The 16,013-nt window shown below is 69.8% G+C and carries 14 protein-coding genes; 10 read left to right on the top strand and 4 right to left on the bottom strand.

Annotation, left to right across the window (positions count from 1 at the left end):
* Positions 1 to 28: 28 nt before the first annotated feature.
* Complete coding sequence (locus AC1DPN_RS05560) at positions 29 to 1,348, bottom strand: ABC transporter substrate-binding protein (protein WP_477083693.1); 1,320 nt, start codon at positions 1,346 to 1,348, stop codon at positions 29 to 31.
* Positions 1,349 to 1,698: 350 nt separating this feature from the next.
* Here AC1DPN_RS05560 and AC1DPN_RS05555 point away from each other — a divergent pair, with 350 nt between their 5' ends.
* The gene (locus AC1DPN_RS05555) at positions 1,699 to 2,730 is read left to right on the top strand and encodes a LacI family DNA-binding transcriptional regulator (protein ID WP_477083692.1); all 1,032 of its coding nucleotides are present in this window, start codon (positions 1,699 to 1,701) and stop codon (positions 2,728 to 2,730) included.
* A 59-nt stretch (positions 2,731 to 2,789) separates the two neighbouring features.
* On the opposite strand, the gene AC1DPN_RS05550 is transcribed toward AC1DPN_RS05555, so the two are convergent.
* Entirely contained in the window at positions 2,790 to 3,626 is an 837-nt protein-coding gene (locus AC1DPN_RS05550) for a glycosyltransferase family 2 protein (RefSeq protein ID WP_477083691.1), read from the bottom strand.
* Positions 3,627 to 3,864: 238 nt separating this feature from the next.
* On the opposite strand from AC1DPN_RS05550, the gene AC1DPN_RS05545 reads away from it, so the two are divergent.
* Both AC1DPN_RS05545 and AC1DPN_RS05540 read left to right on the top strand, forming a co-directional pair.
* Positions 3,865 to 4,929 (top strand): LLM class flavin-dependent oxidoreductase, encoded by a 1,065-nt coding sequence (locus tag AC1DPN_RS05545; RefSeq protein ID WP_477083690.1) that lies wholly within the window; start codon positions 3,865 to 3,867, stop codon positions 4,927 to 4,929.
* On the top strand, positions 4,926 to 5,606 hold the full coding sequence (locus tag AC1DPN_RS05540; protein ID WP_477083689.1) for an NADPH-dependent F420 reductase: 681 nt from the start codon (positions 4,926 to 4,928) through the stop codon (positions 5,604 to 5,606). The genes AC1DPN_RS05545 and AC1DPN_RS05540 overlap by 4 nt, the downstream gene beginning before the upstream one ends.
* Before the next feature lie 14 nt (positions 5,607 to 5,620).
* Here AC1DPN_RS05540 and AC1DPN_RS05535 read toward each other — a convergent pair whose 3' ends face one another.
* Both AC1DPN_RS05535 and AC1DPN_RS05530 read right to left on the bottom strand, forming a co-directional pair.
* Positions 5,621 to 6,025 carry a nuclear transport factor 2 family protein gene (locus AC1DPN_RS05535; RefSeq protein ID WP_477083688.1) on the bottom strand — a complete coding sequence of 135 codons (405 nt, stop codon included), beginning with the start codon at positions 6,023 to 6,025 and terminating at the stop codon, positions 5,621 to 5,623.
* Positions 6,016 to 6,822 (bottom strand): MBL fold metallo-hydrolase, encoded by an 807-nt coding sequence (locus AC1DPN_RS05530; RefSeq protein ID WP_477083687.1) that lies wholly within the window; start codon positions 6,820 to 6,822, stop codon positions 6,016 to 6,018. The genes AC1DPN_RS05535 and AC1DPN_RS05530 overlap by 10 nt, the downstream gene beginning before the upstream one ends.
* A gap of 88 nt (positions 6,823 to 6,910) precedes the next feature.
* Between AC1DPN_RS05530 and AC1DPN_RS05525 the strand changes: the two genes are divergently transcribed.
* From AC1DPN_RS05525 to AC1DPN_RS05495, 7 genes are all read left to right on the top strand, one after another.
* Positions 6,911 to 7,819, top strand: a complete 909-nt coding sequence (locus tag AC1DPN_RS05525; protein ID WP_477083686.1) for an AraC family transcriptional regulator — start codon at positions 6,911 to 6,913, stop codon at positions 7,817 to 7,819.
* A 294-nt stretch (positions 7,820 to 8,113) separates the two neighbouring features.
* Positions 8,114 to 9,337: an ROK family protein gene (locus AC1DPN_RS05520; RefSeq protein ID WP_477083685.1), complete on the top strand. Its 1,224-nt coding sequence runs from the start codon at positions 8,114 to 8,116 to the stop codon at positions 9,335 to 9,337.
* Positions 9,334 to 10,281, top strand: coding sequence for a carbohydrate ABC transporter permease (locus AC1DPN_RS05515; protein ID WP_477083684.1), 948 nt, complete (start codon positions 9,334 to 9,336; stop codon positions 10,279 to 10,281). Before AC1DPN_RS05520 ends, AC1DPN_RS05515 begins: the two co-directional genes overlap by 4 nt.
* A complete protein-coding gene (locus AC1DPN_RS05510; RefSeq protein ID WP_477083683.1) occupies positions 10,274 to 11,146 on the top strand; it encodes a carbohydrate ABC transporter permease in 873 nt (290 codons plus the stop codon). Before AC1DPN_RS05515 ends, AC1DPN_RS05510 begins: the two co-directional genes overlap by 8 nt.
* Before the next feature lie 46 nt (positions 11,147 to 11,192).
* Entirely contained in the window at positions 11,193 to 12,482 is a 1,290-nt protein-coding gene (locus AC1DPN_RS05505; protein ID WP_477083682.1) for an ABC transporter substrate-binding protein, read from the top strand.
* Between the two features lie 85 nt (positions 12,483 to 12,567).
* Positions 12,568 to 13,719, top strand: coding sequence for a glycoside hydrolase family 15 protein (locus tag AC1DPN_RS05500; RefSeq protein ID WP_477083681.1), 1,152 nt, complete (start codon positions 12,568 to 12,570; stop codon positions 13,717 to 13,719).
* The gene (locus tag AC1DPN_RS05495; RefSeq protein WP_477083680.1) at positions 13,716 to 15,980 is read left to right on the top strand and encodes a glycoside hydrolase family 31 protein; all 2,265 of its coding nucleotides are present in this window, start codon (positions 13,716 to 13,718) and stop codon (positions 15,978 to 15,980) included. The genes AC1DPN_RS05500 and AC1DPN_RS05495 overlap by 4 nt, the downstream gene beginning before the upstream one ends.
* Positions 15,981 to 16,013 lie beyond the last annotated feature (33 nt).

Here is a 16,013-nt window from a genome sequence, read left to right as displayed (position 1 = left end):
GAACTGGCCTCCGCCGCCCGCTCTGGTGTCACCCCATGGCGAACTCGACGGTCGACTGCGCCTCCTCGAGCGCGGCAGCCGGGTCGGCGCCGTTGAAGATGTTGGTGACGGCGACGCTCACGGCGTCACGACCCTCGTAGTAGTAAGCGCCCGTGTTGTTGCTGGGCACCTCAGCGGCGAACTTCAGGACGTCGGCGTAGATCGGCTGCCCGCCGAAGAACTCCTGCGGCTCGCTGTAGACGTCCGACTCACCTGCGGGAAGCCAGTTGGCGAGTGCGCCGGACTTCGGGAGGATCGTGTCGTAGAACTCGGTCGAGCCGGCGAACGTCGCGTCCAGGAAGTCAGCGGCGAGCGCCTCGTTGCCGTTCGGAGTGATCGCCCAGGACGAGCCGCCGTTTGCCGTGTAGTTGGTCGCGCCGTCGACGCCGTCGAGCTTCGGGACGTTGGTGACGGCCCACTTGCCGGACTGGTCCGCGGCGGACTGGATGGACCCGGAGATCCACACGCCGTTGACGACAGCGGCCGTGTTCGAGTTCACGATCGTGTTGATGTACTCGTCCCACGAGTTGACCTCGACGAAGACGCCGGCATCGACCATCTGCCCGTACATGTCGATCGCGGCCAGCAGCGCGTCGTTGTCGGTGATCGTCGGGTTGCCCTCGTCGTCGAACAGGCTCGCGCCTGCGCTCTGCAGCATCATCATGATCGTGTCGATGGAGTTGGCCTGACCGGTGAGCAGCGGCTTGCCCGTCTTGGCCAGAACGTCCTTGCCGATCGTGAGGAACTGGTCCCACGTGATGTCGGTGAAGTCGTCGACCGTGTAGCCGGCCTGCTCGAGGATGTCCGTCCGGTACGCGCCGATCGCGGCCCCGTTGTCGAACGGCACCCCGTAGTTGGTGTCATCGACCGTGGAGTAGGCCACGACGGACTCGGGGAACTCGCTGAAGTCCACGTCGGAGTCCGCGAAGTCGGCGAAGATGTCCGGGTAGTTGATCACGTTCTTCTGGAACGCGTTGTTCTGCATGAGGAAGATGTCGGGCAGCTGGTCGGTCTCGCCGGACTGGGCCAGCGTGGTCAGCTTGGTCTGCAGGTCGTCCCACGGCGTCTCGACGATCTCGAGCTTGAAGTCCGGGTGGTCGGCCTGGTAGACCTTCTCGGCCTCCTGGAGGGCGTAGATGTTGAACGCCGGGTCCCATGCCCAGACCGTCAGGCTGTTGTCGCCCGTACCACCGCTCGCGCCTGTCGTCTCGTCCGAGCCGGAGCCGCTGTCTCCGCCGCTGCAAGCGGCGAGGGCCAGGCTCAGCGTCATGACGGCGCCCAACGCGCCGAGCGTGCGTGTCTTCTTCATCGGGTGATCCCTTCATGCTGTTGGTCGTCCCGTGGACCGTCGCCGGCTCTCGCCGAGCCGCCGGCTCCCGCCTCCCTCCGCGACGTCGCGGCTGGTGAGCGGGATAGGTCGACTGTGCTGTTTGGAGTTCGTGCACCGTGCTCTGGGTGAGGCGTTTGCCAGCTCCACGCCACAGGGGTCGGGTCCACACCGACACGAGCAACAACGGCGTCGCTCGACCCACTCTGGCGTTTGGTGACGTCACCATAGCAGCGGGTGGCGGATCGTTCGGCGACGCTTTGGTAACGGTACGACACGCATTTTGGCCACATGGTGACGTCACCATCTCTGTTCACCACTAGCATCTGGCCATGACAACCGCGCCTGCTCCCGGCCGCCGCCGCTCGGGACCATCGATCGGCGACGTGGCCCGCCTTGCCGGCGTCTCACCACAGACAGTCTCGCGCGTCTCGACAGGCGCCGAGTCCGTCCGGTCGAGTACCCGCGCCCGCGTCGTGCAAGCCATGGACCAGCTCGGGTACTCGCCGAACCGGGCGGCTCAGGCGCTGCGCAACGGCACTTTTGGCGCCATCGGCATGCTCTCGCACGGCTTCAACCGCACCGGAGAGGCCCTCACCGCCGAGGCTCTGGTCGCGGCCGCCGAGCTCGAGAACTACTCGGTCACGCTCCTCCACGTGCGCAACCCCGCCCGCGACGGTTGGGAGAGCGCCGCGCATCGGATGTCGCACCAGGCCATCGACGGCCTCGTCATCATGCGGGCCGAGCTGGCGACGCCGGTGACGCTGGCGCTCCCCGCCGGCATGCCTGTCGCGGTGTCCTTCTCCAAGTTCGCGGGCTACTACCCCACCGTCACCGCCGACCATGTCCAGGGCAGCGAGGACGCTGTGCGCCACCTTCTCGGCCTGGGACACCGCACCGTGCACCACCTCGCCGGGCCGCGGGACTCGGACCACGCCCTCGTGCGTAGCGGCACGTGGCGCCGCTGCCTCCTGGAGGCCGGGACGCGCCCACCCGAGCCGGTGTACGGAGACTGGAGCGCGCGATCCGGCTACGAGGCTGGCCAGAGGCTCGCAGCCGACCCCGACGTGACCGCCGTGTTCTGCGCCAACGACGAGATGGCGTTCGGCCTCGTGCTGGCACTGCACGAGCACGGCCGCCGCGTGCCGGAGGACGTGTCCGTGGTGGGCTTCGACGACATCGCCGTCAGCGGCTGGGCCTCACCGCCTCTGACGACCGTCAGGCAGGACTTTCCCGCCATCGGCCGCGCGCTCATCAGCCTCGTCGTGGGTCAGATCCGGTCAAGGTCCATCTCGCCGCCGGCCCTGACGGTCGTGCCCACGGAGCTCGTCGTCCGGGCGAGCACCGGACCCCCTCCACGCTGACGTCGGTCCCCTGGACGCACTCCGTCGCCCGAATGCACCCCCACCCCGGGTTCTGTGTGTCAGCCCCGGCGGGCGGCGATCCGGACGGCTGCGGCCATGCCGCCGTCGCCGTACGTGACCTCCCCGACCGGAAGTGACCGGTCCGCGGCCACGAGGTCCTCCCACCGGCCGGCGGCGTCCATGGCCCGGGCCTCGAGCGCGAGCAGCACCTCCCGCAGGTGCCGCTCGAAGACTGCGCGGTGCTTGTCGATGAGCCGGCCGTAGAGCTCGAGCCGGGAGTCCATCGAGCGGAGGTTCGCGGAGGCGGGCGCCGTCCGGTACTCGATGAGCGGCTCCGGCACGACCGTGACGTGCCCGCCATCGCCGACGAGCGACAGGAAGAAGTCCCAGTCCTCGAACCCGCTGCGCATGTCCTCGTCGTAGCCGCCGCACGCCCGCCAGGCGTCGCGGCGGACCACGGCGGTCGCGGGGCAGGCGTTGCGGTGCAGGAAGTCGACCGCCGACCCTCCGGAGGGCCGGACGACCGCGTCGATCACGCCGTGCGCACGCAGCCACGACGAGGCGGCACGGGCGCCGGGCTCGCCCTCCAGGATCGCGGCCGTCCGCTCGAGGAACGTCGGCGAGAGGCGGTCGTCGCCGTCCAGCACGGCCACGAGGTCGGTCCCAGCAGCGGCGATCCCCGCGTTCCGGGCAGCGCTGACCCCACGGTTGGACTGACGCAGCACCCTGACACGAGCGTCCCCTTGAAGCCGCTCGATGACGTCGACCGACTCGTCGTCGGTCGAGCCGTCGTCGACCACGATGACGGCATCCGGGACGCGGGTCTGGCGCAGGACCGACTCGACCGCTTCGGCGACCAGTCCGCCTTGGTCGAACGCGGTGACGATCACGCTCATGCTCAGCACACCTCATGCTGGCACGGGCGGACCGACGGCGGCCCTCGACGTGCTCGGGGGCCCGCCGAGTCGGTGCAGGGCAAGTCGTCAGAGGTCCGATGGCTCGGGAATGCGGCGTTCGATCACACCGTTCCACCGCTTATAGTTGAGCGTTCAATCACAGCTCGTCTGGGACTCAGCGGTGAACGAACTGAGCGCCCCGACGGGAGCAGCCGGTCTAGGCCCAGAAGGATTCGTTGTGAATGGCATCCAGTTCGGCATCGACACGTTCGGCGACCTCCCCCGCGACGATGAAGGGAACGTCGTCTCGCACGCCCAGGCGATCCGAGCGACCCTTGACGAAGCGGTTCTCGCCGACCAGGTGGGCATCGACGTCATCGCGCTCGGCGAGCACCACCGGCCGGAGTACGCCATCTCCACGCCTGAGACGGTCCTCGCCGGGATCGCGACGGCGACCTCGCGCATCCACCTCGCCTCCGGTGTCACTGTGCTGTCCTCCGACGACCCTGTGCGCGTCTTCCAGCGCTTCGCCACGGTCGACGCCCTCTCGAACGGGCGCGCCGAGGTCATCCTCGGACGGGGCTCCTTCACCGAGTCCTTCCCCCTCTTCGGATACGACCTCGCCGACTACGACGTGCTCTTCGACGAGAAGATCGACCTGTTCCATCGGCTGCTCGACGAGTCGCCCGTCACCTGGGAAGGCACCAAGCGGGCCCCGCTGTACCAGGCCGACGTGTTCCCCAAGACCGAGTCCGGACGCCTGACCACCTGGGTCGGGGTCGGCGGCTCCCCCCAGTCCGTCGTGCGCACTGCGCGCTACGGGTTCCGGCTCATGCTCGCCATCATCGGCGGTGCCCCCGAGCGGTTCGCTCCGTACGTCGAGCTCTACCGGCGCGCCACCGAACAGCTGGGCACGACCGCCTACCCCGTGGGCATGCACTCTCCCGGCTTCGTTGCCGCGACCGACGACGAAGCCCGAGCCCTCTTCTACCCCGGCTACAAGGAGATGCGTGACCGCATCGGGGCACTGCGCGGATGGCCGCCCCTGCGTCGCGCGGAGTTCGAGGCGGACATCGCCCACGGCTCCCTGTATGTGGGCGCCCCGGAGACGGTCGCACGCAAGATGGCCCAGGCCATCCGCACCTTGGACGTCGGGCGCTTCGACCTCATCTACTCCGCGGCCGGGGCCGTCTCTGCGGCCGCGCGCCTGCGCGCCGTGGAGCTCTACGGCACCAAGGTGATCCCACTGGTCCGCGAGCTGCTCGCCGACGAACCGGCGACGGACGTCGTGGCCGCCCGATGAGCGCGCACGACCGCACGATCGGCATCCTGGGCGCGGGCAAGGTGGGCACCGTCCTCGCGCGCCTCGCGTTGGCGGCAGGCTACCGGGTGCTGATCGCCGGGTCGGGCGACCCGGAGAGGATCGCTCTGACGACGGAGGTCCTCACCCCCGGCGCCATCCCCGTCTGGCCCGTCCGCGCGGCTCGCGACGCTGACCTGGTGATCCTCGCCCTCCCGCTCGGCAAGCTCGGCACGCTGCCAGTCCCGGAGCTGGACGACAAGATCGTCGTCGATGCCATGAACTACTGGTGGGAGACCGACGGAGTCCGCGACGACCTCGCTGATCCTCGCACCACGACCAGCGAGATCGTCCAGGAGCACCTCCGGGGATCCCGCATCGTGAAGGCGTTCAACCACATGGGCTACCACGACCTCCAGGACGAGACCCGACCCGGCGCTTCCGGCCGCAAGGCCATCGCCATCGCGGGGAACGAGGAGACCGACGTCGCCGCCGTAGCCGCGCTCGTGGGCGACCTTGGCTTCGATCCCCTGCCGATCGGGCCGCTCGCCGCCGGCGCTCTGCTGCAGCCCGGCACGCCTGCGTTCGGCGCCAACGTCACCGCCGACGAGCTTCTCACCCTCGTCGCCCGCGCGGCCGACGACCTCGAGCGGTACGTCCGGCTCGACGAGATCCCCTGAGCTGCCGGACCAGGTCAGCTGGCAGCGTCGCGGACCAAGGCGGTGTCGACGAACTGCTCGAACCTGACGATGCGCCCGCCGCGGACCACGAAGTGGTGGGCGACGCGCACGGCCAGAGGCTTGCCGGTCGCTCGGTTCCGGGCGGTGTAGCGCGCGAGGACGACCACGTTCTCACCGTCGACGACATAGGTGTCGTCATGGGCGGTCCAGTCCGCCCACTCCGACCCCAGCCGCTCCATCACGTTCGTGGTCACCCCCTCGGGAGTGCGGTAGGTACCTGCGAGGGGGAAGCCCGCCATCTCGGTCCACTCCACATCGGGGGCGAGCGTGGCGCGAAGGCCTTCGAGATCTCCTTGCGCCGAGGCGATGTACTGACGTCGGACGACCTCGGCCGGGGCGTCCTCCGGGTTCAGCCCCACGTCATCTCCCCCTTGGCGACCTTGGTGCCGAGACGTGCGGCGATCGTCAGGCCGGCGTCCGGGTAGGCGCTCGTCAGGCTGGCCTCGGCCTCGGCGGCGTCGACGGACGCGGCGACGACCTTCTCGAAGTTCTCGAGGTAAGCGCGGGTGTGTGCAATGGCGGTGAGGTCTGTCGGAGCACCTGCCGCCCTGTGCCCGGCAACGACGTAGGAGGGCGCGAGCGCCTCGAGGTCGTTCAGGACCCGGATCCACTCGGCTCGCAGCTCGGGTGTCGCGGAGTCGGCGGTCCACACGTGCAGACCCTCGAACAGGAGCACACCGCCGAACAACGTCCGCGACTCCGGCTCGAAGAGGTACCACGCGCGGTCGCCGAGCAGGTCGCTGCCCCGGCGTACCTCGATCGTGACGCCGTCGACGATCAGCGTCGGCTCGGTGAGCGGCGCCATGGCGACCAGCCGGGTCGGCAGGTTCGGGCCGAGGTGGGCCCATGCCTGCAGCTTGCCCTGGTAGCTGTGCTGGATGTGCTCGATCACATCGACCGGAGCAAGGAAGACGGCCTCGGGGAACGCGTCGGCGATGACCTCGGCTCCGAAGTAGAAGTCGGGATCGCCGGCGGTGACGACGACCGTGGTGAGCTGCTTGCCGGAGTCGAGCGCCGCAGCAACGATCCGGTGCCCGTCCGCGCGCGTGAAGCCCGCGTCGACGACGAGGGCTTCGGTCTCCCCGGTGACCAGCGTGCTGGTCTTGTTCAGCGACTCGTCTGCCGCGTCCAGGATGGTGTACGTGAGGTTTGCCATGATGGTGAGCCTAGGATCCCCACGGGTGGCAAGCACGGTCAGAATCGGAGTGCTGATGGTGAAAACAGGACAAGGCGAGATCCGTCGCGTGCACTTCACGCCTCCCGCCCCGAACGTCGGCGACATCGAGGTGAACACCCTGCGAGGCATCCGTGACCGCGGCGGACCGCACGAGTTCCTCACCTCGCAACGCCTCGACTTCGACCTGCTCATGCACGTCGAGCACGGCACCACGGTGCACACCGTGGACTTCAACGAACACGCCCTTCACCCGGGAGACATCCTGTGGGTGCGCGCAGGACAGGTCCACCGCTGGGGGACGATCGCCGACCTCGAGGGGCCCGTGGTGATGTTCGGTCCGCGCAGCGTCACCGAAGGCACCGCCTACCTGATCCGGTCGGACGTGCTCCGGTCGCGGAGCCACTGGCTGGCGGCAGACCTGGCGGGCACGCCGACCTGCGGGGCGCTCGACCTGCTGACCCGGATCGCCGAGTCGGGGCCGCGGGGGCGCAACGACCTGCACCAGGTTGCACTGGCCCACTCCCTCGGAGCCCTGCTGGTCGAGCTCGAGCGGGCCTGGGATGCCGGTGGCACACCGACTCCCACATCCACTCATGAGGTCTATGGCTGGTTCCGCGACCAGATCGAGGAACACTTCCGGCGCTGGCACAAGGTCGGTGAGTACGCCGACCGCCTGGGCTACTCAGCGCGCACCCTGAACCGTCTAGCGCGTCAGTACACCGGTCTCTCCGCGAAAGAGCTCATCGACGAGCGCATCGTGCTGGAGGCAAAACGACAGCTCGGCCACGCCGACACGTCAGTCACACGGATCGCCGAGGAACTGGGTTTCGACGATCCCTCGAACTTCTCCGCCTACTTCCTCAGGCAGGCCGACATGACGCCGGGTGCCTTTCGCCGGTGGAGCCGAGGGCTGGGAGACGAACGAGGACCGGTGACAGCGTCGCTCCCGGGCTCGTCGGCGGGACGGCACGAGTGACGGACGACGCGCTGCCGCCAGCCTGACCCTCGCAGCTCCGAGTCGCGGACACCCGTGACGTTCGCCACCGGGCGGGTGCGGCCGCCGGACCCTCGTCGCGCGAACCGGCACCCCGAAGAACTCGGTGTCGCTGTCAACGGGACCCGCCGGCTGCCTCTCGGCGCGAAGGCGGGCACCGCACCGAGTCCGGGATTCCCCGACCCTGACACGGCGTCGAGGACTGGGACGACGCTTGACGGTCCGTCCGAGGCGAGTTAGTTTGTGGCTAAACGAAGTCGCAAACAAAGGACAACGATGTCTCCCGACACCCGCGCAGCCGGGCATGGTGACCTGGTCACCTCGGCGATCCTTGCTCTTCTGGGGACCCGAGGTCCGGCATCCCGAGCGGAGATCGCCCGCGCGCTCGACGTCAGCCCGGCGACGGTCACGCTGCTCACGAAGGGCCTCCTGCAGCGCGGTCTCGTCGCGGAGCTCGAGCATGCCCCGTCCAACGGCGGACGCCCTGGGCGGCTGCTCGGGTTGGTGCGGTCGGCGGGCGGCGCCATCGGCGCGAAGGTCACCGCCGACCACGTCGCCGTCGTGGACGTCGCGCTCGACGGTGCGGTCGACAGCGTCGCGTCCTACCCGTTCGACCCCGACGCCCCGGACGCGCTCGACGCGCTCGGCCACATCCTGCGCACGGCCGTCGGAGCCCACCGCGGCCACCTCCTGGGAATCGGTGTCGGGATCCCCGGGGCTGTGGACTCCCAGGCGTCCGGCACGGTCGACGCCCCCACCATCGGCTGGACGGACGTCCGCGTCGGCGCGGTTCTCCGAAGCGCCCTCGGCGTCCCGGTCCTCGTCGAGAACGACGTGAACACGCTGGCGGTGGCCGAGCGCCTGTACGGTGCCGGGCGCGAGCACCACTCGTACCTCGTCATCACGATCGGGCGAGGCATCGGCTGCGGGATCGTGGTCGACGGGTCCGTCTACCGCGGGTCGGCCGGCGGCGCGGGCGAGATCGGCCACATCCCGATGTCCGACGACGGGCCGACCTGCGCGTGCGGCGCCGAGGGGTGCCTCGAGGCGCACATCGGCCAGAGCGCACTCGAGCAGCGTGCCGTCGAGCGCGGGGTGATCCCGGCAGGCGGCACCATCGACGACTTGCGGGCTGCCGCGGATGCGGGGAACCTCGCCGCCCAAGAGATCTACCGTCGGGCCGGCGCGCTGCTCGGCCGCGCCCTGGCGGGCGTCGTGCACGTGATCGACCCCGAGGTGGTCGTCCTGCTCGGTGAGGGCATCGACGCATGGCGGCACTGGGAGCCCGGCTTCGAGCCGTCGTTCCGGCGCCACCTGATGCCGTCGCGACGGAGCCTTCCCTTCGTCATCGAACCCTGGACAGAGGACAAGTGGGCGCTGGGCGCCGCTGCCCTGGTGTTCGCCACACCGTTCGATGCGACGGGTGCCGCCGGTGAGCAGGGTCGGCTCGTGCGGGAGCGCCTGCATGCTGGCGCTGCTCCGGAAGGAGCGGTCGGATGACCGCCTTGCCGCAGGCGGTCGCCGTCGAGGCACGGGAGAGCGCCGCGAACGACCGCCCCACGATGCGTACCGGCCGACGCAGGAAGAACGGGCTCTGGGTCCTGGTGTTCCTGCTGCCGAGCGCCGTTCCGCTCGTCGCGTTCACGCTGACCCCGATGATCAGCTCGATCTGGATCAGCCTGCACAAGTGGAACCTGATCTCCCCGATGGAATGGGTGGGTCTGCAGAACTACACCAAGCTGCTCACCGACCCGGCGACCCGGCGCGTCTTCGGCCACACGATCCTCTACATCCTCGGCTACCTGCCGCTGGTCTACGTCGGGGGGCTAGGACTGGCCGTACTTCTCAACCGTGCGCTCAAGGGCCGGAGCTTCTTCCGGGCCGCGTATTTCCTGCCCGTCGTCACCAGCTGGGTCGTGGTCGCCCTGGTCTGGCAGTGGCTCCTGAACCCGAGCAACGGGCTCGTCAACACCGTCCTCGGCTTCTTCCACCTGCCCCAACCGGGATGGTGGACCGATCCGGCCTGGGCCCTGCCGTCGGTGATCCTCGCGTCGGCGTGGAAGGACCTCGGTTTCGTCATGGTCATCCTGCTCGCCGGGCTGCAGGCCATCCCTGCCGACGTGCAGGAGGCCGCCTGGGTCGACGGCGCGAACGCGTGGCAGCGGTTCCGGCACATCACGCTGCCGCTGCTGTCCCCGTCCACGTTCTTCGTCCTGATCATCTCGTTGATCAACGGGTTCCAGGTGTTCGACCAGGTCTACGTCATGACCGGCGGCGGCCCCGCGGGCGCCAGCCAGGTGGTCGTCGGCCAGATCTACGACCTGACGTTCCGGTACGGCCGGGCAGGCGAGGCGTCGGCCCTGTCGTGGCTCCTGTTCGCCGTGATCCTGCTGATCACCGCTCTGCAGCTGCGAGGCCAGCGCCGGTGGGTGAACTATGCCTGAGACCCTGACGGCTCCCCCGACCTCGGCCCTGGTCGTCCGGTCGTCCGAGCACCACAGCCGCTGGCCGCGCGTACTGCTGTACGCCGGCGTCACCCTCGGTGCGGCCGCGATGCTCTTCCCGCTCGCGTGGACGGTCATCACGTCGATCACGCCGGACGGGTCGCTCGCCGGTGGTCCGACGCTCCTCGTGAAGGACCCGACGCTCGACGCCTACCGGACTCTGCTGGACGCCCTGCCGATGGTTCGCATCGTCGCGAACTCCTTCGCGATCGCGATCGCGACCACGCTGTTCCAGCTGATCACCGGCTCGATGGCCGCGTACGCGTTCGCCCGGATGACGTTCCGCGGCAAGAACATCGTCTTCGGCCTGTACCTGGCGACGTTGATGATCCCGATGCAGGTGCTGGTGGTCCCGCTGTTCATCGAGATGACGCGGCTCGGCGTGAACGACACCTACTTCGCGCTGCTGGCGCCGTCGGTCGCGTCGGCATTCGGCATCTTCCTGCTCAAGCAGGCCATCGAGGGGGTCCCGCGGGAGCTCGACGAGGCCGCCACGATCGACGGCGCCGGGCACCTGAGGATCTTCGCGACGATCATCGTCCCGCTCATCCGGCCCGCCATGGCGACGCTCGCGGTCTTCGCCTTCATGTCCAGCTGGAACAGCTTCCTGTGGCCGCTGGTGGTCATCCGCTCCCCCGAGCTCATGACGCTCCCGCTCGGCCTGGCCACCCTCCACGGCCAGTTCACCACCGAGTGGAACGTCGTCATGGCCGGCTCGGTGGTCTCGATCGTGCCGATCGCGATCGTCTACCTCCTCGCCCAGCGACACATCATCGCGGGCCTGGCGCACACCGGACTCAAGTAGCCCCCAGGTCGGCACCCCCGCCGCCCGACTCGAAAGGAAACGCATCATGCAGCGCAGCACGATCAAGCGACCGAAGCGGGCAGCCTGGACCCTGGTGACCGGAGCCGCTCTCGCGGTGACCCTCACCGCCTGCAGCCAAGGGTCGGCCACCAACGACTCGCGGGCCGGCGACGGCAGCAGCGACGCACCCGTCACCGTCTCGTACATGAACTTCTCGGCCAACGGCGGCCACGAGGAGGACCTCACCGCGATCGTCGACGCCTTCGAGGCCGAGAACCCCACGATCACGGTCAAGGTGGAGACGGTCCCCTATGACGACTACTTCACCAAGCTGCAGACCGCCGTCGCGGGCGGTACGGAGTCCGACGCGTTCGAGCTCAACTACGAGAACTTCGTGACGTACGCGAGCAACGGGTCGCTCGCCGAGCTGACGGACGTCGACTCGTCGGTCTACAAGCCGTCGCTGCTCGACGCCTTCAGCCAGGACGGCACGCAGCTCGGTCTGCCCGAGTCGTTCTCCAACGTCGTCCTCTACTACAACAAGGGTCTGTTCGACGCGGCCGGGATCCCCACCCCCACGGGCGACTGGACGTGGGCCGACGTACAGGCGGCGGCGGAGAAGCTCACCAACAAGGACGCGGGCGTCTGGGGCAACTACCAGCCGATCTCGTTCTACGAGTTCTACAAGGCGCTGGCCCAGTCGGGCGGCGAGTTCTTCAACGCCGACAAGACCAAGGCGACGTTCTCCAGCCCGGAGGGCGTCGAGGCCGCGACCTGGCTGGTCCAGAAGTCGGGGACCACGATGCCGACCGAGGCCGACGGTGCGGGGACGCCCGACTACGACGCCAACCTGTTCAAGGCGGGCAAGCTCGCGATGTGGGTGAACGGCATCTGGAACTTCAGCTCGGTCGGGGAGGCCGCGGACCTCGACTGGGACATCGTCGTCGAGCCCGGCAACACCCAGAAGGCGTCCGCCCTGTTCACCAACGGTGTCGCCGTGTCCTCGAAGAGCAAGCAGAAGGAGGCCGCGCAGAAGTGGATCGAGTTCCTGACGAGCTCGGACGCGATGGTCGACACGCGCCTCAAGTCGTCGTGGGAGCTTCCCGCGATCGCCGACGAGGCCAAGGTGCAGTCGTACCTCGACGTCACTCCGCCGGCGAACCGGCAGGCCGTGTTCGACTCGCTGGACGCGGTCGTGCTGCCGCCCGTCATCGAGTCGCAGCAGGAGATGCAGGACATCGTCACCGAGGAGCTGGGCAACGCAGCCGCCGGGCGCAAGTCCGTCGACCAGGCCCTCAAGGACGCGCAGGACCGCGTGGACGCCCTGCTCGGCTGAGCCGGCAGGTGGGGTCGGTCGTCGCGCCGGCCCCACCTGTTCCGCCTCCGACAGCCACGCCCGACGAAGGACAGCGAGATCACCCATGAGCACGACCGTCGACCGGACCACCCTCGAGCGCCTGGTCCGCCGCAGCCACGAGATCATCACCGGCCAGCAGGATGCCGGCGGCGCCTACCCGGCCTCGCCGACCTTCTCCGCCTATGCCGGCTACGCCTGGCTCCGCGACGGCGCCTTCACAGCCGAGGGGATCTCACGGTTCGGCGACGTCGACTCGGCCGACCGGTTCCACGACTGGGTCGCGGGCGTTCTCGCCTCCCGGTCGGACCAGGTGGCCGAGCTCCGCGCCGCGGCCGCTACCGGTGAAGAGATCCCGCTCGACCGGATGCTCCCGACCCGGTTCACGTTCGAGGGCGCCGCGGGCTCGGACCCGTGGTGGGACTTCCAGACCGACGGCTACGGGACGTGGCTGTGGTCCCTCGTCGAGCACGCCCGCCGTCACGACCGGCCCCTCGAGCGCTGGCGCGCCGGCGTCGAGGTAGCCGTCGACTACCTCACCTGCTTCTGGGCGCTGCCGTGCTACGACTGGTGGGAGGAGCACGTCGAGCACCGCCACGTCTCGACGCTCGCGGCGCTGCGCGGTGGCCTCCTCGCGATCGCCGACGCGGGACTGCTCGACGACGACCGCGTGGAGGCGGCCCGGGCTGCCGGCCACGCCGCCGGGCAGCTCGCGCTCACCGACGGCATGACGTCGGGTCGAGCAGGCGACCCGGCCGCACCGCATCTCGCCAAGTGGATCGGGTCGACGGCGGTCGACGCCTCGCTCGCCTCAGCCGTGGTCCCCTTCGGCGTCGTCGCGCCCGGGTCACCCGTCGCAGTCGCGACCCTCGACGCCATCACCCGGGACCTCGACGTCGACGGCGGCGTCCACCGCTTCCGCGCCGACGTCTTCTACGGCGGCGGCCAGTGGCTGCTGCTGTCCTGCCTCGTCGGCTGGAACCTCGCCGCCGCAGGTGACCGGGAGGGCGCCCTGCGTCACCTCACGTGGGTCGTCGACCACGCGACCGCCGACGGCGACCTTCCCGAGCAGGTCCCCGACGACCTCCTGGCCCCCGACCAGCGCGACGAGTGGCTGACGCGATGGGGACCGGTGGCCACCCCGCTGCTGTGGTCCCACGGCATGCTCCTGATCCTCGCCGACGAGCTCGGCCTCCTGCCGGAAGGCGCCGGACGATGACGACTGACCTGATCACCCACCGCCCGTTCGGGCTCGAGCACCCGTACGCGGCGTCGGCCGACCAGCGGCTGCCCGTCCGTCCCGAGCAGGGCCGGTCCGTGCGGCTGGGCGTCGTCGCCTCCCCCGACGTGTCGACGGTGACGTGCGAGTGGCAGACCCCGGACGGCACGGTGACACCGCTCGCGCTGCGGCCATCGACGCTCTCCGCCGCCGACAAGGCGGCCCAGGCGGGCGGCGACGGGCACCTCGCCGAGGCGCAGGCGGCACAGCTCGAGGCCGACGGCGCCTGGGCGGTGGATTCGCCTCCGCTGAGCGCCGTCGGGACCTATCGCTACCGGTTCGTCGCCCGGACGGAGCGCGGCGAGGACCGGACGACCGCGTGGTTCGAGGTCTCGCCCGGGTCATGGTCGGACGACGGCGGAACGCTCGACATCAACGGCTGGGACGACGGCCGGCTCGTCCCCGGGTCGGTGCAGTGGTTCCGCGACATGGAGGGTGTCCACCGCGTCCGGTTCGCGCTCCGGCTCGACGCTCGCGAGCACGTCGTCGGGTTCGGCGAGCGCTTCGACCACGTGGACCAGCGCGGGAGGATGCTCGACTCGGTCGTCTTCGAGCAGTACAAGTCGCAGGGCGCGCACGGCAGGACCTACCTGCCGATGCCGTTCGCGCACGTCGTCGGGGAGGGGTCGACGGGCTGGGGCCTGCACGTCCGCTCCTCCCGTCGCGCCTGGTTCGACGTCGGGGCCTCCACGCCGGACCGGCTCGTGGTCGAGGTCGACCTCGGGGGCGCCACGCAGGAGCGCCTGGAGGTCGCGCTGTACCGCGGCGCCCCGCACGAGGTGCTGCGGCAGTTCGGCGACGACGTCGGCCGCGCGGAGGAGCTGCCGGCATGGGTGTTCCGACTGTGGGCCTCGGGCAACGAGTGGAACTCGCAGAACATCGTCATGGCACGCATGGACAGCCACCGCGACCTGGACATCCCCGTCGGCGTCGTCGTCATCGAGGCGTGGAGCGACGAGGAAGGGATCACGATGTTCCGCGACGCCCAGTACCTCCTGCACCCCGACGGCGCACCGCACGACGCGGCCGACTTCAGCTACCCGCCCGAGGGCGCCTGGCCCGACCCCAAGGCGATGATCGACGAGCTGCACCAGCGGGGCGTCAAGGTGATCCTCTGGCAGATCCCCCTGCAGAAGACGGAGTTCGACCTCGGCCCCGACGTTCCCGCGGACAGCCAGGTCCTCGCGGACGGTCGCGCGATGGTCGCCGCTGGGCACGCCGTCCGGGAAGCCGACGGCAGCGTGTACCACAACCGTGGCTGGTGGTTCCCGCAAGCGCTCATGGCCGACCTGTCCACCCAGCAGGGGCGCGACTGGTGGACCGCCAAGCGCCGCTACCTGGTCGCAGACCTCGACGTCGACGGCTTCAAGACCGACGGCGGCGAGCACGCCTGGGGCCACGACCTGCGCTACGCCGACGGCCGACGGGGCGACGAAGGCAACAACCTCTATCCCGTGCACTACGCCCGGGCGTTCGGCGACCTCCTGCGCGCGCACGGCAAGGCACCCGTGACGTTCTCGCGCTCGGGGTTCGCCGGGTCCCAGGCGCACGGGGTGTTCTGGGCCGGGGACGAGGACTCGACCTGGGACGCCTTCGGGCACTCGATCACGGCAGGGATCACCGCCTCCGCCTGCGGGATCGTCTACTGGGGCTGGGACCTCGCGGGCTTCTCCGGCCCCGTCCCTGATGCAGAGCTCTACCTGCGCGCGACGGCCGCCGCCACCTTCATGCCGGTCATGCAGTACCACTCGGAGTTCAACCACCACCGCCTTCCGCTGCGCGACCGGACACCGTGGTTCGTCGCGGAGACCAACGACGATCCCGACGTGGTTGCGGTGTTCCGCCGGTACGCCCTGCTCCGCGAACGGCTCGTGCCCTACCTCGCCGAGCAGGCCGCGCGGACGATCGCGCACGACCGCCCTCTGATGCGCGCCCTGTTCTTCGACTGGCCCGACGACCCGACCGTCTGGCAGTGGCCCGGCGAGTTCCTCCTCGGGGACGACCTGCTCGTGCACCCGGTCACCGAGCCCGGCAAGAGCACGTGGTCGACCTATCTGCCGCAGGGCCGCTGGGTCGACGTGTGGACCGGGACCGAGCACTCCGGCGCGGCGGTCGTGTCACGGGCAGCACCGCGTGACCTCGTGCCCGTCTACTGCCGGGCCGAGCGATGGGCCGAGCTGGCGCCGCTGTTCGGGGAATGAGCAGTGGCGGCTCGGAGCTAGCGGAGAAGGCCC

Source organism: Cellulomonas sp. P4_H4 (assembly GCF_056400865.1).
This window is presented reverse-complemented; position numbering and strand designations above follow the sequence as displayed.